This window comes from Rhodococcus baikonurensis, assembly GCF_040489275.1.
GTDB lineage: Bacteria > Actinomycetota > Actinomycetes > Mycobacteriales > Mycobacteriaceae > Rhodococcus_F > Rhodococcus_F baikonurensis.
The window spans coordinates 52,357-70,027 of sequence record NZ_JBEUOQ010000006.1; the positions used below are offsets into that span (position 1 = coordinate 52,357).

The following is a 17,671-nucleotide window of genomic DNA, read 5'->3' on the forward strand; positions in this document are numbered from 1 at the left end:
GGTTGATAAAGGCGCACAGTGCTTTATTCACCCGGCCTGCATCGGCATGTCACTTCGTCGATACCGAGACGCCGTTCGCGCTCGATAAACCTTGCGCATGACAATTACGTCAGTCCTTCGCTCCGCGAGTGACAATCTCGGCCGTGAGGTCGCCCAGCCGAGATATTCCCTGATCGTCTCCTCCGACCGCGAGCATCGTGTCGCAGCGCAGCGCCTTCGATACCGAGTGTTCGCCTCCGAGCCAGGCTTCTCCCTCCCGGCCTCGGCCGGCGTGTTCGAGCTCGACGCCGACGCCTTCGACGAATTCTGTGATCATCTTCTCGTTCGCGACAACATCACCGAGGAGTACGTCGGCTGCTACCGAATGCTGCCGCCGGATTCCGCTGCGGCCGCGGGTGGGTATTACACCGCAACGGAATTCGACATCTCCGCGCTCGATCCGGTGGCGAACAGAATCGTCGAAATGGGTCGCGCGTGCGTCGATCCCGCTCACCGCACCGGATCCGTCCTCAGCCTGATGTGGTCAGGCATCCTGCACTACCTCGAATTGACCGGATACGAGTGGGTGATGGGCTGCGTCTCCGTGCCCGTCCTCCCGAGCCCCGATTCAATCGCCGGCGCCGATGTCCGCGGCGTCCGTGACTTCGTGATGAACAAACACGCCAGTCCGGCGTCACGGCGGGTGACTCCACGAAACCCGGTGGTCCTCGGCGGTCTGACGCTCGACGAGATTGCCGCACCGGAACGCGTCACGATGCCGCCGTTGCTTCGTGGCTACTTGCGGATGGGCGCGACGATCTGCGGGGAACCTGCTCACGATCCCGAGTTCGGTGTGGCCGATTTTGTTGCGCTGCAAGGCCTTCACTCCGCCAACAAGCGCTACCTCGAACGGCTGCGATCGGCGGCCGCCGCGCACGAATCGGGGATCGGCTGATGACCGCGACGTTGCCGTACTGGGTGCCGACGAGCCCCTGCGGCGACGGGTGCCTACCCGCGGACGCACCCCGTGTGTCGAGTATCACCGTGATGGCCCGCGGGGTCATGGTCGGCGCCGCACTGGTGACTGCGCCGGTGCTTTCGGCCGGTTGGCTGCTCCCGCGCGCCTGGCGTACGGAGATGCAGCGCGGATACTCGCGGGCGCTGCTGCGTTGCCTGGGGATGAAGCTCACGGTCGACGATCAGCGGTTGGGGCGCGCCGAACCGGCGGGCGTGATGGTTGTCGCCGGCCACGTGTCGTGGACCGACGTCCTCGTCGCGAGTGCCGTTGCCCCGGCCAACTTCGTCGCCCGTGCCGACCTGCTCGACTGGGCAGTGCTCGGTGGTCTCGCGCGCCGGATGCGCGTCGTCCCCATCGATCGCGCTCGACTGCGTGAACTTCCCGGAACCGTCGACGTCGTTCGCGAGCGCCTGCAGCGCGGTGTCCGTGTGATGGTGTTTCCCGAGGGAACGACCTGGTGCGGGCGGGCGTACGGCGGTTTTCGCCCGGCGATGTTCCAAGCTGCCGTCGACGCCGAATGCCCGGTTCAGCCCATGGCGATCCGCTACGAGAACGCCGACGGTTCCCTGTGCACCGGACCGTGCTTTGTCGGCACCGAAACGATCGGTCAGTCCATCCGCCGGATCCTGCGTCAGAAGAACGTCGAGGTGAAGGTCAGGCTGGCTCCACTCGAGGAGGCAGGGGAGTGTCGAATCGACCTCGCACAGCGATGCGAGAGAGTCGTACGGGGCGTCGAAACCATCGATCTGGCAGCTCACGACATCTTCGACCCCGCGCCGGAACTCGTGACACAAGCCGTGGGACAAATCGATCCCTCCCCGGCGATGACCGCGTAGCCTCCTGAGCGAGGCTGGGCGAACTCTCGTGCTGGGCTATCCTTGTCAAGCCATGACTCTGCCTGCACACAGTGCCCACGCCGGATTTCCGGTGTACCTCGATCATGCCGCCACGACTCCGATGTCGGCAGCCGCTATCGAGGCGATGACCGATACCTTCAAAACCGTGGGCAACGCGTCCTCGCTGCACGGCTCCGGCCGTGCGGCCCGGCGCCGTGTCGAGGAATCGCGCGAGTCGATCGCCGCGAGCCTGGGTGCGCGGCCGTCGGAGGTCATCTTCACCTCCGGAGGAACCGAGAGCGACAATCTCGCGGTCAAGGGCATCTACTGGGCTCGCCGTGACGCCGATCCGCGACGCACTCGAATTCTGGCCAGCTCCGTCGAGCATCATGCGGTGCTCGACGCCGTCGAGTGGCTCGAGCAGCACGAGGGCGCGCGTGTGACGTGGTTGCCGGTCGACGAGAATGGTGTCGTCGACCCGAAGACGTTGCGCGACGAGCTGTCCGTCCACGCCGACGAGGTGGCACTCGTGACGGTGATGTGGGCCAACAACGAGGTCGGCTCGATCATGCCGATCATGGAGTTGGCAGAGGTCGCGGCAGAGTTCGAGATTCCGATGCACAGCGACGCGGTCCAGGCCGTTGCCCAATTGCCCGTCGATTTCGCGGCGAGCAAGTTGTCCGCGCTGAGCATCGCGGCACATAAGTTCGGTGGTCCGCACGGCGTCGGCGCACTGCTGCTCGGACGCCAGGTTCCCTGTGTGCCGCTCCTTCACGGCGGCGGACACGAACGTGATCTGCGTTCGGGCACTCCGGATACTGCGGGTGTTGTCGGGATGGCTGCGGCGCTGCGCGCGAATGTCGAGAACTTCGATTCCAGCACAAGGGAATTGGCGCAGTTGCGCGATCGGTTGATAGACGGTGTCCTGGAGATCCTTCCCGAGTCGGTGCTCAACGGCCCGACCGGATCCGATCGGCTTCCCGGTAACGCGCACTTCACCTTTCCCGGTTGCGAGGGCGATTCGCTGTTGATGCTCCTCGACGCGGCCGGTATCGAATGTTCCACCGGTTCGGCCTGCACCGCTGGTGTGGCCCGGGCCAGCCACGTATTGATCGCGATGGGCGTCGAATCGTCTGTCGCGCGTGGCTCCCTGAGATTTTCGCTCGGACATACGTCGAGTGTCACAGATGTGGACGCGCTGATCGCTGCGCTTCCACAAGTAGTAGAGCGCGCTCGGGCCGCCGGTCTTGCCGGCGCCGGTTCGCGTGGAGGGGATCGCTGATGCGAGTACTCGCAGCCATGAGCGGAGGCGTCGACTCCGCTGTCGCCGCCGCCCGAGCCGTTGCCGCCGGACATGACGTCGTCGGTGTTCATCTTGCGCTGTCCACGGCGCCGGGCGCATTGCGGACGGGTTCGCGTGGTTGCTGCTCGAAGGAAGATGCCGGCGACGCCAGGCGCGCTGCCGACGTCCTCGGAATACCCTTCTACGTCTGGGATTTCGCCGATCGTTTCAAGGAAGACGTGATCGACGACTTCGTGGCGTCGTACGCAGCGGGTGAGACCCCCAATCCGTGCCTGCGGTGCAACGAGAAGATCAAATTCACCGCACTGGCCGATCGTGCGGTCGCTCTCGGTTTCGATGCCGTGGCGACGGGTCACTACGCGCGCCTCGAAGACGGCGTCCTGCGCCGGGCGGTTGATGCGGACAAGGATCAGTCGTACGTCCTCGGTGTGCTGACTGCTGATCAGCTTTCGCGGGCGATGTTCCCGATCGGTGACACACCGAAGGAACAGATCCGCGAGGAAGCCGCCGAACGAGGCCTGGCTGTGGCGAACAAGCCTGACAGCCATGACATCTGCTTCATCCCGACCGGCGATACTCGAGCATTCCTGGGTGCGCGGATCGGCGTTCGTCCCGGAAGCGTCGTCGACGCCGATTCGGGTGAGGTCCTCGCTGCGCACGACGGCGTACACGGTTTCACGATCGGACAGCGTAAGGGGCTCGGCGTCGAAGGTCCCGCGGGTGACGGCCGTCCGCGGTACGTGACTGCGATCGAGCCCGAAACCGGAACGGTACGAGTCGGTTCGGCCAAGAATCTCGACGTCTGGGCCATCTCGGCCCAGCGCGCGATCTGGACTTCGGGCCAAGCGCCGGAAGGCCCCGTCGAGTGCATGGTGCAGGTTCGTGCGCACGGCGGATTGGCGCAGGCCGTTGCGGAGGCCGTCGATGACGGTACTTCAACCGGCGGTATCGCGATTTCGTTGCGCGAACCACTGACCGGCGTCGCGAAGGGCCAGGCCGTCGTGTTGTATCGCCCCGACAGCGAACTGGGCGACCAGGTTCTCGGCAGTGGCACCATCTCCGGCACCGAATCCGAGCCGAACGCACTGTGACACAGCAGGTTTCCATCGGTGGCCTCGTCACCGGAATCGGATCCTGGCCGGGCACGGACGCCCGCGAAAGTGCCGCAACCATCCTCGGTGAACTGGGCGGTTTCCCACACCTGGTGGAGTTGCCGGGTCGCGGTCTCGGCGCTGACATGGTCGGCCGGGCGGGAGCCATTTTGGTCGACATCAACCTCGACGCCTCGACGCGTGCCTATCGCGTCGTGCCGCGGAGGGGCAACGTCGCGAAGCGCGCCGAGGACTTCCTGAACCAGGATCTCGACGCACTCGAGGAAGCCTGGGAATCGGCCCGCCTCGTCGGCGGAGACCACGTCGTCAAGCTCCACGCTGCCGGCCCGCTGACACTCGGCGCCGAGATCGAGGTCGTGAACGGTTCGCGAGTTCTCGTCGACCGCGGGGCGCTGCGTGACATCGCCGAATCACTGGGTGAGGGTCTCGCGCGACACGCGGCCGAGGTCACACGCCGGACCGGCGCCAAGGTCGTGATCCAGTTGGACGAGCCTCAGATCGCGGCAGTGCTGGCCGGTTCGCTGCCCGGGCGCACCAAGATGGAAAGCGTTCCGGCTCTGCCGGAACCCGAGGCGCTGGCGGTGCTCGACTCGACGATCAGCGGTTGCGGGCTGCCGACGATCGTTCACAGCTGCGCTGCCGACATGCCGTGGGATCTACTGAGGCGAAGCCAGGCGTTCGGCGTGAGCTTGGACATGTCGCTCGTCGGTTCTCGTGATCTCGACGGCATCGGCCAGTTGTTCGACGCCGGCAAGGAATTGGCGCTCGGTCTGGTTCCTTCCGCCCCGCCGGAAAAGCCGGTGACGTGGAAAGAGTGCGCGATGCCCGCCGTCACCCTGATCGATCGTCTCGGCTTCTCGCGCGAACTCCTGCAGACCCAGGTCGCGGTAACCCCAAGCTGTGGTCTTGCGGGTGCGAGCCTCGAGTGGAGTCGCGCCGCCCTTCGGCTGTGCACTGACGTCGGTAAGGCATTGGTGGACGATCCGTCGGCATTCTGATGTGTGGAGTCATGGGGTGTGTCGGTGTGAACCGATATTCTCCTAGCTGTGACTGAAACCGCGGATGCAATGCAGCCAGCGCCCAACGAGGCGCGCGAGCAGTGGACGGAGCTGGCCGAAGAGGTACGCCAGCATCAGTTCCGCTACTACGTTCGTGATGCGCCCGTCATTTCGGACGGTGCATTCGACACATTGCTCGGGCAGCTCAATGCTCTCGAAGAGCGGTACCCGGATCTGCGGACTCCCGACTCTCCGACGCAATTGGTCGGAGGCGGATTCGCGACGGACTTCACGTCCGTCGATCATCTCGAGCGGATGCTCAGTCTCGACAACGTCTTCGACGAGTCCGAACTCCGCGGGTGGATCGCGAAGGTAGAGCAGGAAACCGGCCCGGAACTGCACTATCTGTGTGAAGTGAAAATCGACGGTGTCGCGCTCAACCTCGTCTACGAAAACGGCAAACTCGTGCGCGCCGCAACCCGCGGCGACGGCCGCACAGGCGAGTTGGTCACACTCAACGCCCTGACGATCAACGACATCCCGGAGCGGCTCACCGCCACGGACGAGTACCCGATCCCGAGCCTGCTCGAGGTACGCGGTGAGGTGTTCTTCCGCCTCGAGGACTTCGCGGCGCTCAACGCCTCCCTGGTCGAGGAGGGCAAGGCGCCGTTCGCCAATCCGCGCAACTCCGCGGCGGGATCCCTGCGTCAGAAGAATCCAGCTGTCACCGCGCGTCGTCGTCTCGGCATGATCTGCCACGGGCTCGGGCGCATGGAAGGTTTCGAGCCGGCGTCGCAATACGACGCTTACGTGGCCCTCTCAGCGTGGGGTCTTCCGGTGTCCACGCACACCTCGCGGGTGGTCGGCGCCGACGCGGTGGTCGAGAAGATGAAGTACTGGGGAGAACATCGCCACGACGTCGAGCACGAGATCGACGGCCTGGTGGTCAAGGTCGACGAGATGTCGTTGCATCGTCGCCTGGGGACCACGTCACGCGCACCACGGTGGGCGATCGCGTACAAGTACCCACCGGAAGAGGTAACGACCAAGCTCCTCGACATCCGGGTCAGCGTCGGTCGCACGGGTCGTGTGACGCCGTTCGCATACATGGAACCCGTCACGGTGGCGGGATCCACTGTGTCCTTGGCCACGCTGCACAACGGATCCGAGGTCAAGCGCAAGGGTGTGCTGATCGGCGACACCGTGGTGTTGCGCAAGGCCGGTGACGTCATCCCGGAGGTTCTCGGTCCCGTGGCCGACGTACGCGACGGTACCGAGCGCGAGTTCGTGATGCCGACGCACTGCCCCGAGTGCGGCACGTTGTTGGCACCCGCGAAAGAGGGCGACGTCGACGTGCGGTGCCCCAATCAGCAGTACTGCCCGGCGCAGTTGCGCGAGCGCGTGTTCCACGTCTCGGGGCGCGGTGCATTCGACATCGAGGTGCTCGGTTACGAGGCCGCGACCGGGCTGTTGGAGGCGAAGGTCATCGGTGACGAGGGTGATCTCTTCTCACTCGACGCCGAGAAACTGATCGAGGTTCCGATCTTCCGCACCAATGCGGGAGCCCTGTCCGCAAACGGAAAACGCTTGCTGGCCAACCTGGATTCGGCCAAGGACAAGCCGCTGTGGAGAGTGCTTGTGGCACTGTCGATTCGGCACGTCGGCCCCACTGCCGCGAGGGCGTTGGCCGGCGAATTCGGCTCGCTGCAACGCATTCGGGAAGCGTCGGTCGACGAGTTGGCTGCAGTCGACGGCGTCGGATCCACAATCGCCGCCGCTGTTGTGGAGTGGTTCTCCGTCGACTGGCACCAGCAGATCGTCGACAAGTGGGCTTCGGCGGGAGTGCGCATGGAGGACGAACGAGACGACTCGATTCCGCGCAATCTCGAGGGCCTCTCGATCGTCGTCACCGGTTCGCTCGAGACGTACTCGCGAGATCAGGCGAAGGAAGCGATTTTGGTGCGCGGGGGCAAGGCCGCGGGTTCGGTGTCGAAGAAGACTGCGTTTGTCGTCGTGGGTGAAGCGCCCGGTTCCAAGCACGACAAAGCAGTCGAATTGGGTGTGCCGGTGCTCGACGAAGACGGCTTCCGGCGGTTGCTCGAAGATGGCCCGGATGCGGTCGCGCCCACCGAATTGGACGAATCAGAGTGACTTTGTCCGATTTCTGAGATTGGCGTGCAGGGTGCGATAGTGACGCCATGATCGAGATTCGTGAAGTTCTACCGGCTGAGTTCGAGACCGTCGGTGAACTGACTGTGCAGTCGTACGTGGGTGGCGGATTCGTCGCCGACGGATCCCCGTACGCGGAGCGCCTGCGCGACACCGCAACTCGGGTGGAGCAGGGACGGGTACTGGTTGCCGTTCTCGGCGACGAGGTCGTTGGCTCGTTGACGATCGCCGAACCCGGCACGCCCTTCGCGGATGTTGCGCAGAAGGGCGAACTCGAGTTCCGCATGCTCGCGGTCTCGCCGCAAGCTCGGGGATCGGGCGCCGGAACGGCATTGGTTCGCGCCGTGATCGCCGAGGCCTACGATCGCGGCGATCACTCGGTGGTCATCTCGACGCAGCCCGAGATGGTCGATGCGCGTCGCATCTACGACCGCAACGGTTTCGTCCCTGATCCCGAGCGGGCGTGGGAGCCGATTCGCGGTATGGAACTGACCGTCATGGTTCGCGGTCTCGCCTGATTACCCAGCCTGGTCAACCCAGGACCGTCGCCACGATTCCCGCGAGATAGCCGAGGCGGGCTATCTCCGAAGGGCGGAATTCAGGCCCACCGGGACGACCGAGCATGAGGACTCGATTGCCGGTGCCGAGAGGTGCGGCAGCGAGGCTGGTGTTCATGTCGCGCCATACGTCCGGAACCCAGTCGGCCTCGCCGTCGAGGGCGGTGGGCTTGTCCAGTGGCATCCACGGAATGTCGGTGGCATGGGTTTCCGGCGCGCCGGCGCTACCGACGACGCGGTACGCACCGTGCTTGCCGATGTCCGCGACGACGCACCAACCGACTCGCAGTACACGCGGAGCGCCGTCGACGAGGACCTGTAGTCGATCGTTTCGGGCCGTCGCAACGGAATCGATGAGTTCGAGCTCACGGTGAGTGTCGAGAATCCCGGCGTAGGGGCGGATCGAATCGACCAGCACGTCCGGTAGGTGCTCGGCAGCGGTGATCAAAGTGTCGGGCAGCGCGCCCGGTTCGACGTCGACCACGAGGTCGTCGATGGCAAAACCGTCGCCTCGTTCCACGACGTCGAGGGAGAGGATGTCTGCGCCCACCGAACCGAGCGCTACGGCGAGAGCGCCGAGGCTGCCGGGTCGATCGGGCAGTTGGACGCGAAGCAGGTACGACACGTGCGTGCCTTTCGCTGATCGGTTCTCGCCCGGATCACGTCGACCCGGGTCTGACTCATCTTTGCACTTGCTCAACCTGCGATGGTGGGCGCCGCGGCGGCGTCACGCCAGATGCACATGCTTGTCACACGAGCGAAACACACCGCCGGAATCCGGCGTGGCGATCGACACAGTGAGCGTGCTCGTCGTTCGGTACTGCAGGCGTGCTTACAGGTCTGCCGCGGCGAGCAACTAGGCTGGACCGGCAATGTTCACGTCCTCTTCCGAAAGGGGCCCCGCGGTGCCTGCCATCTCCCGTGACGAGGTCGCGCACCTCGCGCGGCTGTCCAGACTCGCCCTGTCCGATGCCGAACTCGACGAGTTCGCCGGTCAGTTGGATTCGATTCTCAACCACGTCAAGGTGGTCACCGAGGTCGCGGCCGACGACGTCCCGCCCATGGCGAACCCCAATGCCGTCACCAACGTGACGCGCCCCGACGTGATCGTGCCCGGATTGACCCCCGAGCAGGCATTGTCCGGAGCACCCGCAGTCGAACAGGATCGCTTTGCGGTTCCGCAGATCCTTGGAGAGGGCGAATGACCGATCTGACCACGCTGGACGCCGCTGAGCTGGCCGGCAAGATCCACTCGCGTGAGGTGTCCTCGGTAGAGGTCACGCAGGCGCATCTCGACCGCATCGCTGCTGTCGACACCGAGTACCACGCGTTCCTGCACGTTGCAGGCGAACAGGCTCTCGAAGCCGCCGCAGCAGTGGACAACTCGCTCGCAGGCGGAAACGAACCCGCTTCGGCACTCGCCGGTGTTCCGATCGCGTTGAAGGACATCTTCACCACGACGGACATGCCGACCACCTGTGCGTCGAAGATTCTCGAAGGCTGGGTCGCGCCGTACGACGCGACTCTGACCTCGAAGCTGCGCGCGGCCGGCATCCCGATCCTCGGCAAGACGAACCTCGACGAGTTCGCGATGGGCTCTTCGACCGAGAACTCGGCCTTCGGCCCGACGCGCAACCCGTGGGACGTCACCCGCATCCCCGGTGGTTCGGGCGGCGGTAGCGCAGCGGCGCTCGCGTCCCGTCAGGCCCCGCTGGCCATCGGCACCGATACCGGCGGTTCGATCCGTCAGCCCGCTGCGGTCACCGCGACGGTCGGAACCAAGCCGACGTACGGGACTGTCTCACGCTTCGGACTCGTCGCGTGCGCCTCCTCGCTCGATCAGGGCGGCCCCTGTGGTCGCACCGTGCTCGACACCGCTCTGCTGCACGAGGTCATCGCCGGGCACGATCCGCGTGACTCCACGTCCATCGACGCCCCCGTGCGTCCGGTGGTCGCTGCGGCACGTGAAGGTGCAGCCGGCGACCTGCGCGGCGTCAAGGTCGGTGTGGTCAAGGAACTTCACTCCGACAGCTACCAGCCCGGCGTCATCGCTTCCTTCGACGCTGCTGTCGAGCAACTCAAGGCTTTGGGCGCCGAAGTTGTCGAGGTTTCGTGCCCGAGCTTCGAGCATGCGCTCGCGTCGTACTACCTGGTGCTGCCCAGTGAGGTCTCGTCCAACCTGGCCCGCTTCGACGCCATGCGCTACGGACTGCGCGTCGACGAAGGCAACATGAGTGCCGACCAGGTCATGGCGGCAACCCGCGCCGCCGGTTTCGGCCCGGAGGTCAAGCGCCGCATCATGATCGGTACCTACGCACTGTCCTCGGGATACTACGACGCCTACTACGGTTCGGCGCTCAAGGTCCGCACGCTCATCGCGCGCGATTTCGACAAGGCCTACGAGAAGGTAGACGTACTGGTCTCGCCGACCAGCCCGTTCACGCCGTGGAAGTTGGGGGAGAAGGTCGGCGACCCGCTGGCCATGTATCTCTCCGACCTGTGCACGTTGCCGACCAACCTGGCCGGACACTGCGCGATGTCGGTGCCCTCGGGGCTGTCGGCGGACGACAACCTGCCGGTGGGCCTGCAGATCATGGCGCCCGCCATGGCTGACGAGCGCCTCTACCGCGTCGGTGCCGCCTACGAAGCTGCTCGCGGCCCGATTGCAACTGCGGTCTGACCTGTTTGCTGTGCGCCTTTATTAACCCCCCGCGGTTAATAAAGGCGCACAGCAGTTTCAGGAGCACGTCCCCAAAGTTGTTCCCTGATCGGTTCCGTAGCGATGGCCGTGGCCGGCGGGGACACCGAGCGAACCGAGCATGTCGACGGTGGTCTGCACGAACGTGACGCCCGGGATCCACTGAGGAATCGGTGCATCCTGGGCCGCTCGGCTCAGATCCGGCTTCTGCGTCGCGAGGGCGGGCGACCACCACACCACCGGGTCGGACGTGTTCGCGAGGACGGTTGCGCCGTCCGTTCGTGTCGCGCCGGCCGGGGGACCGGCCCACAACACGTCGCACGGGACGATGGGACTGCCCGCGGACAAAGCCTCGGTCAGTGCGGCGCTGCCCCCGACGGCGCCGAGGCTCTGTCCGTAGAGGAACAGGTCCGGTCGATCCTCGGCGGGCATCGCGGCGATGTGGCTGCCGACAGCCGTGAACAGGGCGGTGGCTGATTCTTCGGCGTCGTCGCGGCTGAACAGGAATGTCGCCCAGCTGGGTGCGTCGGAGTATTGCTGTCCGACGATCGCGACGTCCCCGCCGAACCGTTGCTCGATACCGTCGACGGCGTGGGTGTCGATCCACCCCGAGCCGGTCGGAACGGCCACCACGACGCTGTTGCGGGCAAAGCCGCCGACGCGATCGAGTTCGCTCACGGCGAGAGCGGCCCGTGATGTGGCGTCGGGTGCGGAATCCAGACCGGCATAGACGCGCACCGAGTCTTCGCCGGCAGCGACGAACTTGCGTCCCTCCGCCCCCATCGACGTCCACGAGATCAGAGAATCGGGGCCGCCCGACCCGGACGCCGAAAGTGGCTGTGTCAGAGCGGCGTCGACGTACGAGTTGGACTTGTCGAACGAATCGGCGAGACCGTTCCAGACGGCAGGGCCGACGACCAACTGCACTCCGAGGACTCCCATGACCAGGGCGCCCACACTCCGCGCGAAACCCATCCACCGCAGCGCCTTCGACATCCCGACCCCGATGCCCCAGAGGCCAAGGGCGGTCAGCGCGGCAATGCAACCCGCCTCCACCCAGTGGAGCAGTCCGGCAGGCGGTGCCCCCATCGCTGCTCGCAACGAACTCTGCCAACCGGCGGCGGCGAACATCGCTACGGCGGTGGCGGCCGTCGACAGTCCGAACGCGCAGATGCGCCAATGACGTTCGTCGAATCGGTCCTTGACGCGATCGGGCACGAGTGGACGGGCGATCGCGGAGAACACCCACACCGTCAGCAGCCCGACCGCGACGAGCAGTCCGCTGAACACACCCTGGAGTGCGGCTGATCTCGGCAGCAGTCCGGGGGCCAGCGAGATGGCGGACATCGCTGCCACGGCGACACTCGTGGACACTCGAGGGACCGCCAGCGCCCCGACTCGGGCTAGGACGGGGGTCCGTGACGCATTCAGAACGCTCATGCTGCAATCGCTTTCGGGGAGATGGAGAACTCGTTCGACGGGGCGAGGCGCCGCGACCGCATCAGGGTGAAGCCGAGGGCGGAAACTGCAAGAACTCCGGCCGTGCCGTAACCGAATCCAGATTCCGTGACCGGTGTCAGATAGCTTTGGCGCCAGGAGTTTCCGTTCACCGCCGAGACGGCTACATCGGCCATCGCGAAGCAATACCCACGTGAGAGAAAGGATGTACGGTCTTCACAGGCCGCATGCATTCGCTCGTCGAGCTGACCGTCGAGGACCTGCCGGGCCCACGGCCCCAGTTCCGTTCCGTGTGAATGCGCGTAGCGGAGTAGGTCGTACCCGAGATCGTGTGCTTTGCAGGCCGAGTCGAATTCGTCGGGAAGCGGAACCGGGGACGAGCAGTCGCCGTGGGGATTGGCGAGGTATCCGTCGACCACGGTGGGGGTGTAGCCGGCAAATGCGGCGAAATCTGCCGGGATGGTGGTCGCAGCGTCAGAGGCATTCGCGGTAGTCACGGTGGCGATGGCCCTGGATGCGTTCGAATTCTCGGTGCGCGGCGACTCGGCGCCGCTCGCTCCGGCGGTGACGGTAATCGCTGCCGTTGCAGCCAAGGCCAAGGCAGCCCAGGTACCGCCGCTTCGAGAGAGGTCTTTCACTCGTGTGATCCGCATGCCGTTCACGCTATGAACGGACAATCCTGGCGGTCATCGCTCTGTGGAGGGGTTCTCCGGCGCGCGATCGGGTGAGAATTCCCTTCCCTGTGATACCTCGGAGGTAGGGGGATCTCACTCTGCAGTATGAGGACTTTCGGGGTTCGCCTTCATAGGCTTGACGAGTGATCAAGGTCCGAAGGAAGAACAGGGGCGCACCGGATGTGTCCGCGCCGACATACGCCACTGCCGGGTCGATGCTGTCCGGGCTCGACGGCGCGGTAGTACATTCGGAGAAGGTTCGCCGCGCAACCAGTTTCGTGGCGCGCGGTCAGTTCTGGAACATCGTCGTCGTCGTGATCACTTTGATCCTCTATTCGATTGCCTGGCCGACACTGCAACTGACGCATCATGTTTCGCCGCCGATCATGCCCTTCGTCGCCGCGTTGGCCGCTTTTCCGTTCGTCCTGATCCGAATCAACGCTCCGTTGGGTTGGGCGGTATCGGCGGTCTCGGCACTGATCATCCCGTTGGTGTTCGACAACACGTCCGGTTACGACTACCCATGGCAGGTCGTCCACATCATCGTGCTGATGTCATTGCTGGCCGCAGTGAGCCTGCGGGCGCCCATTCAGGTTGTCGGTGTCGCCTGGATCGCCACGGTGCTGCTCTTCCTCGGCAACGCCCCGGGAAGCGACGGAGCCGGTTGGGCCGTCGGGCTGAGTGCCCTGGTCGTCTTCTGCCTGTTGATCCGCTGGTTGGTTCTCTCGCGCCGCCAGTTGGCCAAGCAGGAGGAAGTCAGTGAACTCGAACGCACTCGGCGCACGATCCTCGAGGAGAAGGCGCGGATCGCCCGCGACTTGCACGACATCGTGGCCCATCACATGTCGATGGTGGTCGTGCAAGCGCAGAGCGCGCCCTACCGGCTCGATGCAGTCACCCCGGAGATCCGAACGGAATTCGAATCGATAAGTGAGACAGGGCGAGCAGCGCTCAACGAGATCCGCGGCCTCCTCGGAGTCCTGCGCAGCGACGGGGACACCGTGGTGACGGCTCCGCAACCGGGCGTCGACCAGTTGGACGAACTGTTGCTCGGCAGTACCCGTGCCGGACTTCCGGTGTCGTGGCGAGTCGACGGCGATCGAGCGTCGGTCTCGGAATCCACGGGCCTCGCGCTCTACCGGATCATTCAGGAGTCGATCACCAACGCGGCCAGGCATTCACCCGGCGGACCCATCGAGGTCGCCGTGGCCTTCGGTCCACAATCGGTGAGCGCGTACGTGAACAACGGACCTTCGCCATCGGGCGGCAATCAGCACTCGGCGTCGGAAACCACTGGTGGCAACGGAATCCGCGGAATGCGTGAGCGGGCTTCGGCGGTGGGCGGCATGTTGCTGGCAAACCGGCGAGAGGATGGAGGGTTCGAGGTCCGGGCCGAGTTGCCGTCGATGCCCGCCTAGGCTGTCCGAGTGCCCATCACAGTATTCATCGCAGACGACCAGGCGATGGTTCGACAAGGGTTCGGAGCCCTACTCTCCGCCCAGCCCGACATCAGCGTGATCGGCGATGCGCCGGACGGCAAGATCGCCGTCGCCGAGGTCGCACGTCTGCGCCCGGATGTGGTGTTGATGGATGTTCGTATGCCCGAGATGAACGGACTCGACGCTGCCCGCCAGATTCTGTCCGCCGGGTGGGAACCGCCGGTGCGAGTCCTTATGCTCACCACTTTCGACATCGACGACTACGTCTACGAGGCACTGAGCGTCGGGGCGAGCGGGTTCATGCTCAAGGACGCACCGGCCGAGGAACTGATTCGGGCGGTACGCGTCGTCGCCGAAGGGCAGGCCTTGTTGGCCCCGACGGTGACGCGGCGTCTGATCGCCGATGTGACGAGTCGCCGGGCGGCCCCGCGCGCACGACCCGCAGCGCTCGACGCGTTGACCCCGCGTGAGCGTGAGGTCCTCGAATTGATCGCCCGCGGGCTGTCCAACGTCGAGATCGCCGAGCGTTTGTTCGTCGCCGAACAAACGGTCAAGACCCATGTCGGGAAGGTGCTGTCCAAGCTCGATCTGCGTGATCGTGCCCAGGCAGTCGTGTTGGCCTACGAAAGCGGGCTCGTCACGCCGGGCTAGTGCTCTCGCTCGGCGCGGCGTTGCGGCTCGGCAACGCCGCTATCCTGCGGCAATGCGGTGACTGGGGGAAGATGGACATCAAGATCCACAATCCGGTCACGAGAGGTGCTGCACTATGCGAATCGGAATCCTCACGGGCGGCGGCGACTGCCCGGGCTTGAACGCGGTCATCCGCGCCGTCGTACGTACGTCGGCCGGTCGTTACGGCAGTACCGTGGTCGGATTCCGGGACGGTTGGCGAGGACTGCTCGAGGACCGCAAGGTGCCACTCGACTCCGACGACCGCATCAATCGCATCCTCACCCGCGGCGGCACGATCCTCGGCACAGCTCGCGTGAACCCCGACAAACTCCGCGCGGGCCTCGATCAGATCAAACAGACCCTCGACGACAACGGGATCGACGTCCTGATCCCGATCGGTGGCGAAGGCACACTGACCGCGGCCAGTTGGCTCTCCGAGAGCGGCGTGCCCGTGATCGGCGTGCCCAAGACGATCGACAACGACATCGACTGCACCGACGTGACTTTCGGCTTCGACACCGCCTTGGCCGTCGCGACCGACGCCATCGACAGGCTCCACACCACGGCCGAATCTCACCAGCGCGTCATGCTCGTCGAGGTCATGGGCCGGCACGCGGGTTGGATCGCGCTGCAAGCCGGACTGGCGTCGGGGGCACACCTGACTCTGGTTCCGGAACAGCCGTTCGACGTCGACGAGGTGTGCGCGATGGTCAAGAAGCGCTTCCAGCGTGGCGACTCCCACTTCATCTGCGTCGTGGCCGAAGGTGCGATGCCCGATCCCGCGTCGATGACTTTGCGTGAGGGCGGCATCGACGAGTTCGGCCACAAGATCTTCACCGGCGTCGCGCAGCAACTCGGCAACGAGATCGAGCGCCGCATCGGTAAGGAAGTTCGCACCACAGTCCTCGGACACATTCAGCGCGGCGGTACCCCGACGCCGCACGACCGCATCCTCGCCACTCGCTTCGGAGTTCACGCCACCGACGCAGCTCACCGCGGAGATTTCGGTCAGATGGTCGCGTTGCACGGAACGTCCATCGACCTCGTTCCACTCGCCGAGGCGACACGCAAGCTCAAGACGGTGCCCAAGGAGCGCTACGAGGAGGCAGCCGCATTCTTCGGCTGAGCCGCGGACGCATAAACTGATCACCATGACTGCTGTCGATGCGCCCGACATCCTCGATTACGACGAAGTACTGACCAAGTACGAGCCTGTGATGGGTATGGAGGTGCACGTAGAACTCGGCACCGCGACCAAGATGTTCTGCCCGTGCCCCACCGAGTTCGGTGCCGAACCCAATACCCAGGTGTGCCCGGTCTGTCTGGGCATGCCCGGTTCGTTGCCGGTGGTGAACGCAGCCGCTGTCGAGTCCGCGATCCGGATCGGCCTTGCGCTCAACTGCTCCATCACGCCGTGGGGCCGATTCGCGCGGAAGAACTACTTCTACCCGGATCAGCCGAAGAACTACCAGATTTCCCAGTACGACGAGCCGATCGCCACCGAGGGCTACCTCGACGTGATCCTCGACGACGGCACGACGTGGCGCGTGGAGATCGAACGTGCGCACATGGAGGAGGACACCGGTAAGTCCCTCCACGTCGGTGGCGCTACCGGCCGTATCCACGGTGCGAGCCACTCACTGCTCGACTACAACCGTGCGGGTGTGCCGCTGGTCGAGATCGTCACCAAGACCATCCACGGTGCCGGTGAGCGCGCTCCCGAGGTTGCTCGTGCGTACGTGACGGCGCTTCGTGATCTGCTCAAATCACTCGACGTCTCCGACGTGCGCATGGATCAGGGATCTATGCGCTGCGACGCCAACATCTCGCTGATGCCGATCGGCGCCAAGGAACTCGGAACGCGTACCGAGACCAAGAACGTCAACTCCCTCAAGAGCGTCGAGGTCGCCGTTCGCTACGAAATGCGCCGTCAGGCAGCAGTTCTCGACGCCGGTGGTGAGGTCATCCAGGAGACCCGCCACTTCCAGGAGGCCGACGGCACCACCGCTGCCGGACGCCGCAAGGAAACGGCCGAGGACTACCGCTACTTCCCGGAACCGGATCTCGAGCCTGTTGCTCCGAGCGCCGAGTGGGTCGAAGAACTGCGTGGCACCTTGCCGGAGCTTCCCTGGATTCGCCGCGCGCGGATCCAGAAGGACTGGGGAATTTCCGACGAGGTCATGCGAGACCTCGTCAATGCCGGTGCCATCGATCTGGTGATCGCGACCACCGAGGCCGGTGCTTCGCCCGAGGCAGCGCGCTCGTGGTGGCTGTCTTACCTCTCGCAGCAGGCAAACACCCGCGGCGTCGAACTCGGTGCTCTGCCGATCACCCCGGCGCAGGTTGCGCAGGTCGTAGCTCTCATCGACAGCGGCAAGCTCAACAACAAGGTTGCTCGCCAGGTCGTCGATCACGTCCTCGACGGTGAGGGCGATCCGGAGCAGGTTGTCGCAGCCCACCCGGAATTGGTCGTCGAACGTGACGAAACCAAGCTCAAGGCGGCCGTCGACGAAGCACTCGCAGCCAACCCCGACATCGCCGACAAGATCCGCAGTGGCAAGGTCCAGGCCGCCGGCAAAATCGTCGGCGACGTCATGAAGGCCACTCGTGGGCAGGCAGACGCGGCTCGTGTGAAGGAACTTGTCATCGAGGCGTGCAGCTAGCGCACACTGAATTTCTGACACTGATGCCCGGCCGAAACGAATTCGGCCGGGCATCAGTGTTTTTCCGCAGTGGTTTTCTCCGCGGTCGTTCCACC

The 17,671-nt window shown here is 65.1% G+C and carries 16 protein-coding genes; 13 read left to right on the top strand and 3 right to left on the bottom strand.

Annotated features, from left to right (window positions below; genetic code table 11):
- The first annotated feature begins 97 nt into the window (after nucleotides 1–97).
- The 7 genes from ABWI03_RS15765 to ABWI03_RS15795 all read left to right on the top strand — a co-directional run bounded on the left by ABWI03_RS15765 (nucleotide 98) and on the right by ABWI03_RS15795 (nucleotide 7,933).
- Nucleotides 98–934 (top strand): GNAT family N-acetyltransferase, encoded by an 837-nt coding sequence (locus tag ABWI03_RS15765; protein ID WP_095969188.1) that lies wholly within the window; start codon nucleotides 98–100, stop codon nucleotides 932–934.
- Nucleotides 934–1,833: a lysophospholipid acyltransferase family protein gene (locus tag ABWI03_RS15770; protein WP_298780420.1), complete on the top strand. Its 900-nt coding sequence runs from the start codon at nucleotides 934–936 to the stop codon at nucleotides 1,831–1,833. The genes ABWI03_RS15765 and ABWI03_RS15770 overlap by 1 nt, the downstream gene beginning before the upstream one ends.
- 52 nt (nucleotides 1,834–1,885) lie before the next feature.
- Nucleotides 1,886–3,115 (top strand): cysteine desulfurase family protein, encoded by a 1,230-nt coding sequence (locus ABWI03_RS15775; RefSeq protein WP_095969190.1) that lies wholly within the window; start codon nucleotides 1,886–1,888, stop codon nucleotides 3,113–3,115.
- Nucleotides 3,115–4,227, top strand: a complete 1,113-nt coding sequence (mnmA, locus tag ABWI03_RS15780; protein ID WP_124566332.1) for a tRNA 2-thiouridine(34) synthase MnmA — start codon at nucleotides 3,115–3,117, stop codon at nucleotides 4,225–4,227. The genes ABWI03_RS15775 and mnmA overlap by 1 nt, the downstream gene beginning before the upstream one ends.
- Complete coding sequence (locus ABWI03_RS15785; protein ID WP_298780413.1) at nucleotides 4,224–5,246, top strand: uroporphyrinogen decarboxylase/cobalamine-independent methonine synthase family protein; 1,023 nt, start codon at nucleotides 4,224–4,226, stop codon at nucleotides 5,244–5,246. Before mnmA ends, ABWI03_RS15785 begins: the two co-directional genes overlap by 4 nt.
- 69 nt (nucleotides 5,247–5,315) lie before the next feature.
- The gene (ligA, locus tag ABWI03_RS15790) at nucleotides 5,316–7,397 is read left to right on the top strand and encodes an NAD-dependent DNA ligase LigA (protein WP_206029077.1); all 2,082 of its coding nucleotides are present in this window, start codon (nucleotides 5,316–5,318) and stop codon (nucleotides 7,395–7,397) included.
- 47 nt (nucleotides 7,398–7,444) lie between these two features.
- A complete protein-coding gene (locus ABWI03_RS15795) occupies nucleotides 7,445–7,933 on the top strand; it encodes a GNAT family N-acetyltransferase (protein ID WP_095969194.1) in 489 nt (162 codons plus the stop codon).
- Nucleotides 7,934–7,946: 13 nt separating this feature from the next.
- Here the strand turns inward: ABWI03_RS15795 and ABWI03_RS15800 are convergent, their stop codons facing one another.
- On the bottom strand, nucleotides 7,947–8,597 hold the full coding sequence (locus ABWI03_RS15800) for an ACT domain-containing protein (protein WP_095969195.1): 651 nt from the start codon (nucleotides 8,595–8,597) through the stop codon (nucleotides 7,947–7,949).
- A 280-nt stretch (nucleotides 8,598–8,877) separates the two neighbouring features.
- Between ABWI03_RS15800 and gatC the strand changes: the two genes are divergently transcribed.
- Both gatC and gatA read left to right on the top strand, forming a co-directional pair.
- Nucleotides 8,878–9,177 carry an Asp-tRNA(Asn)/Glu-tRNA(Gln) amidotransferase subunit GatC gene (gene gatC / locus ABWI03_RS15805; RefSeq protein ID WP_003944747.1) on the top strand — a complete coding sequence of 100 codons (300 nt, stop codon included), beginning with the start codon at nucleotides 8,878–8,880 and terminating at the stop codon, nucleotides 9,175–9,177.
- Entirely contained in the window at nucleotides 9,174–10,652 is a 1,479-nt protein-coding gene (gene gatA / locus ABWI03_RS15810; protein ID WP_020907250.1) for an Asp-tRNA(Asn)/Glu-tRNA(Gln) amidotransferase subunit GatA, read from the top strand. Before gatC ends, gatA begins: the two co-directional genes overlap by 4 nt.
- A 57-nt stretch (nucleotides 10,653–10,709) precedes the next feature.
- Here gatA and ABWI03_RS15815 read toward each other — a convergent pair whose 3' ends face one another.
- Nucleotides 10,710–12,110, bottom strand: a complete 1,401-nt coding sequence (locus ABWI03_RS15815) for an alpha/beta-hydrolase family protein (RefSeq protein WP_298780398.1) — start codon at nucleotides 12,108–12,110, stop codon at nucleotides 10,710–10,712.
- A complete protein-coding gene (locus ABWI03_RS15820) occupies nucleotides 12,107–12,781 on the bottom strand; it encodes a hypothetical protein (protein ID WP_298780395.1) in 675 nt (224 codons plus the stop codon). Before ABWI03_RS15820 ends, ABWI03_RS15815 begins: the two co-directional genes overlap by 4 nt.
- Before the next feature lie 164 nt (nucleotides 12,782–12,945).
- On the opposite strand from ABWI03_RS15820, the gene ABWI03_RS15825 reads away from it, so the two are divergent.
- The 4 genes from ABWI03_RS15825 to gatB all read left to right on the top strand — a co-directional run bounded on the left by ABWI03_RS15825 (nucleotide 12,946) and on the right by gatB (nucleotide 17,576).
- The gene (locus tag ABWI03_RS15825; RefSeq protein ID WP_298780392.1) at nucleotides 12,946–14,220 is read left to right on the top strand and encodes a sensor histidine kinase; all 1,275 of its coding nucleotides are present in this window, start codon (nucleotides 12,946–12,948) and stop codon (nucleotides 14,218–14,220) included.
- Nucleotides 14,221–14,229: 9 nt separating this feature from the next.
- On the top strand, nucleotides 14,230–14,892 hold the full coding sequence (locus ABWI03_RS15830) for a response regulator (RefSeq protein WP_007729374.1): 663 nt from the start codon (nucleotides 14,230–14,232) through the stop codon (nucleotides 14,890–14,892).
- A gap of 115 nt (nucleotides 14,893–15,007) precedes the next feature.
- Nucleotides 15,008–16,039, top strand: coding sequence for an ATP-dependent 6-phosphofructokinase (locus ABWI03_RS15835; protein WP_019747919.1), 1,032 nt, complete (start codon nucleotides 15,008–15,010; stop codon nucleotides 16,037–16,039).
- A gap of 25 nt (nucleotides 16,040–16,064) precedes the next feature.
- Nucleotides 16,065–17,576, top strand: coding sequence for an Asp-tRNA(Asn)/Glu-tRNA(Gln) amidotransferase subunit GatB (gatB, locus tag ABWI03_RS15840; RefSeq protein WP_095969199.1), 1,512 nt, complete (start codon nucleotides 16,065–16,067; stop codon nucleotides 17,574–17,576).
- Nucleotides 17,577–17,671 lie beyond the last annotated feature (95 nt).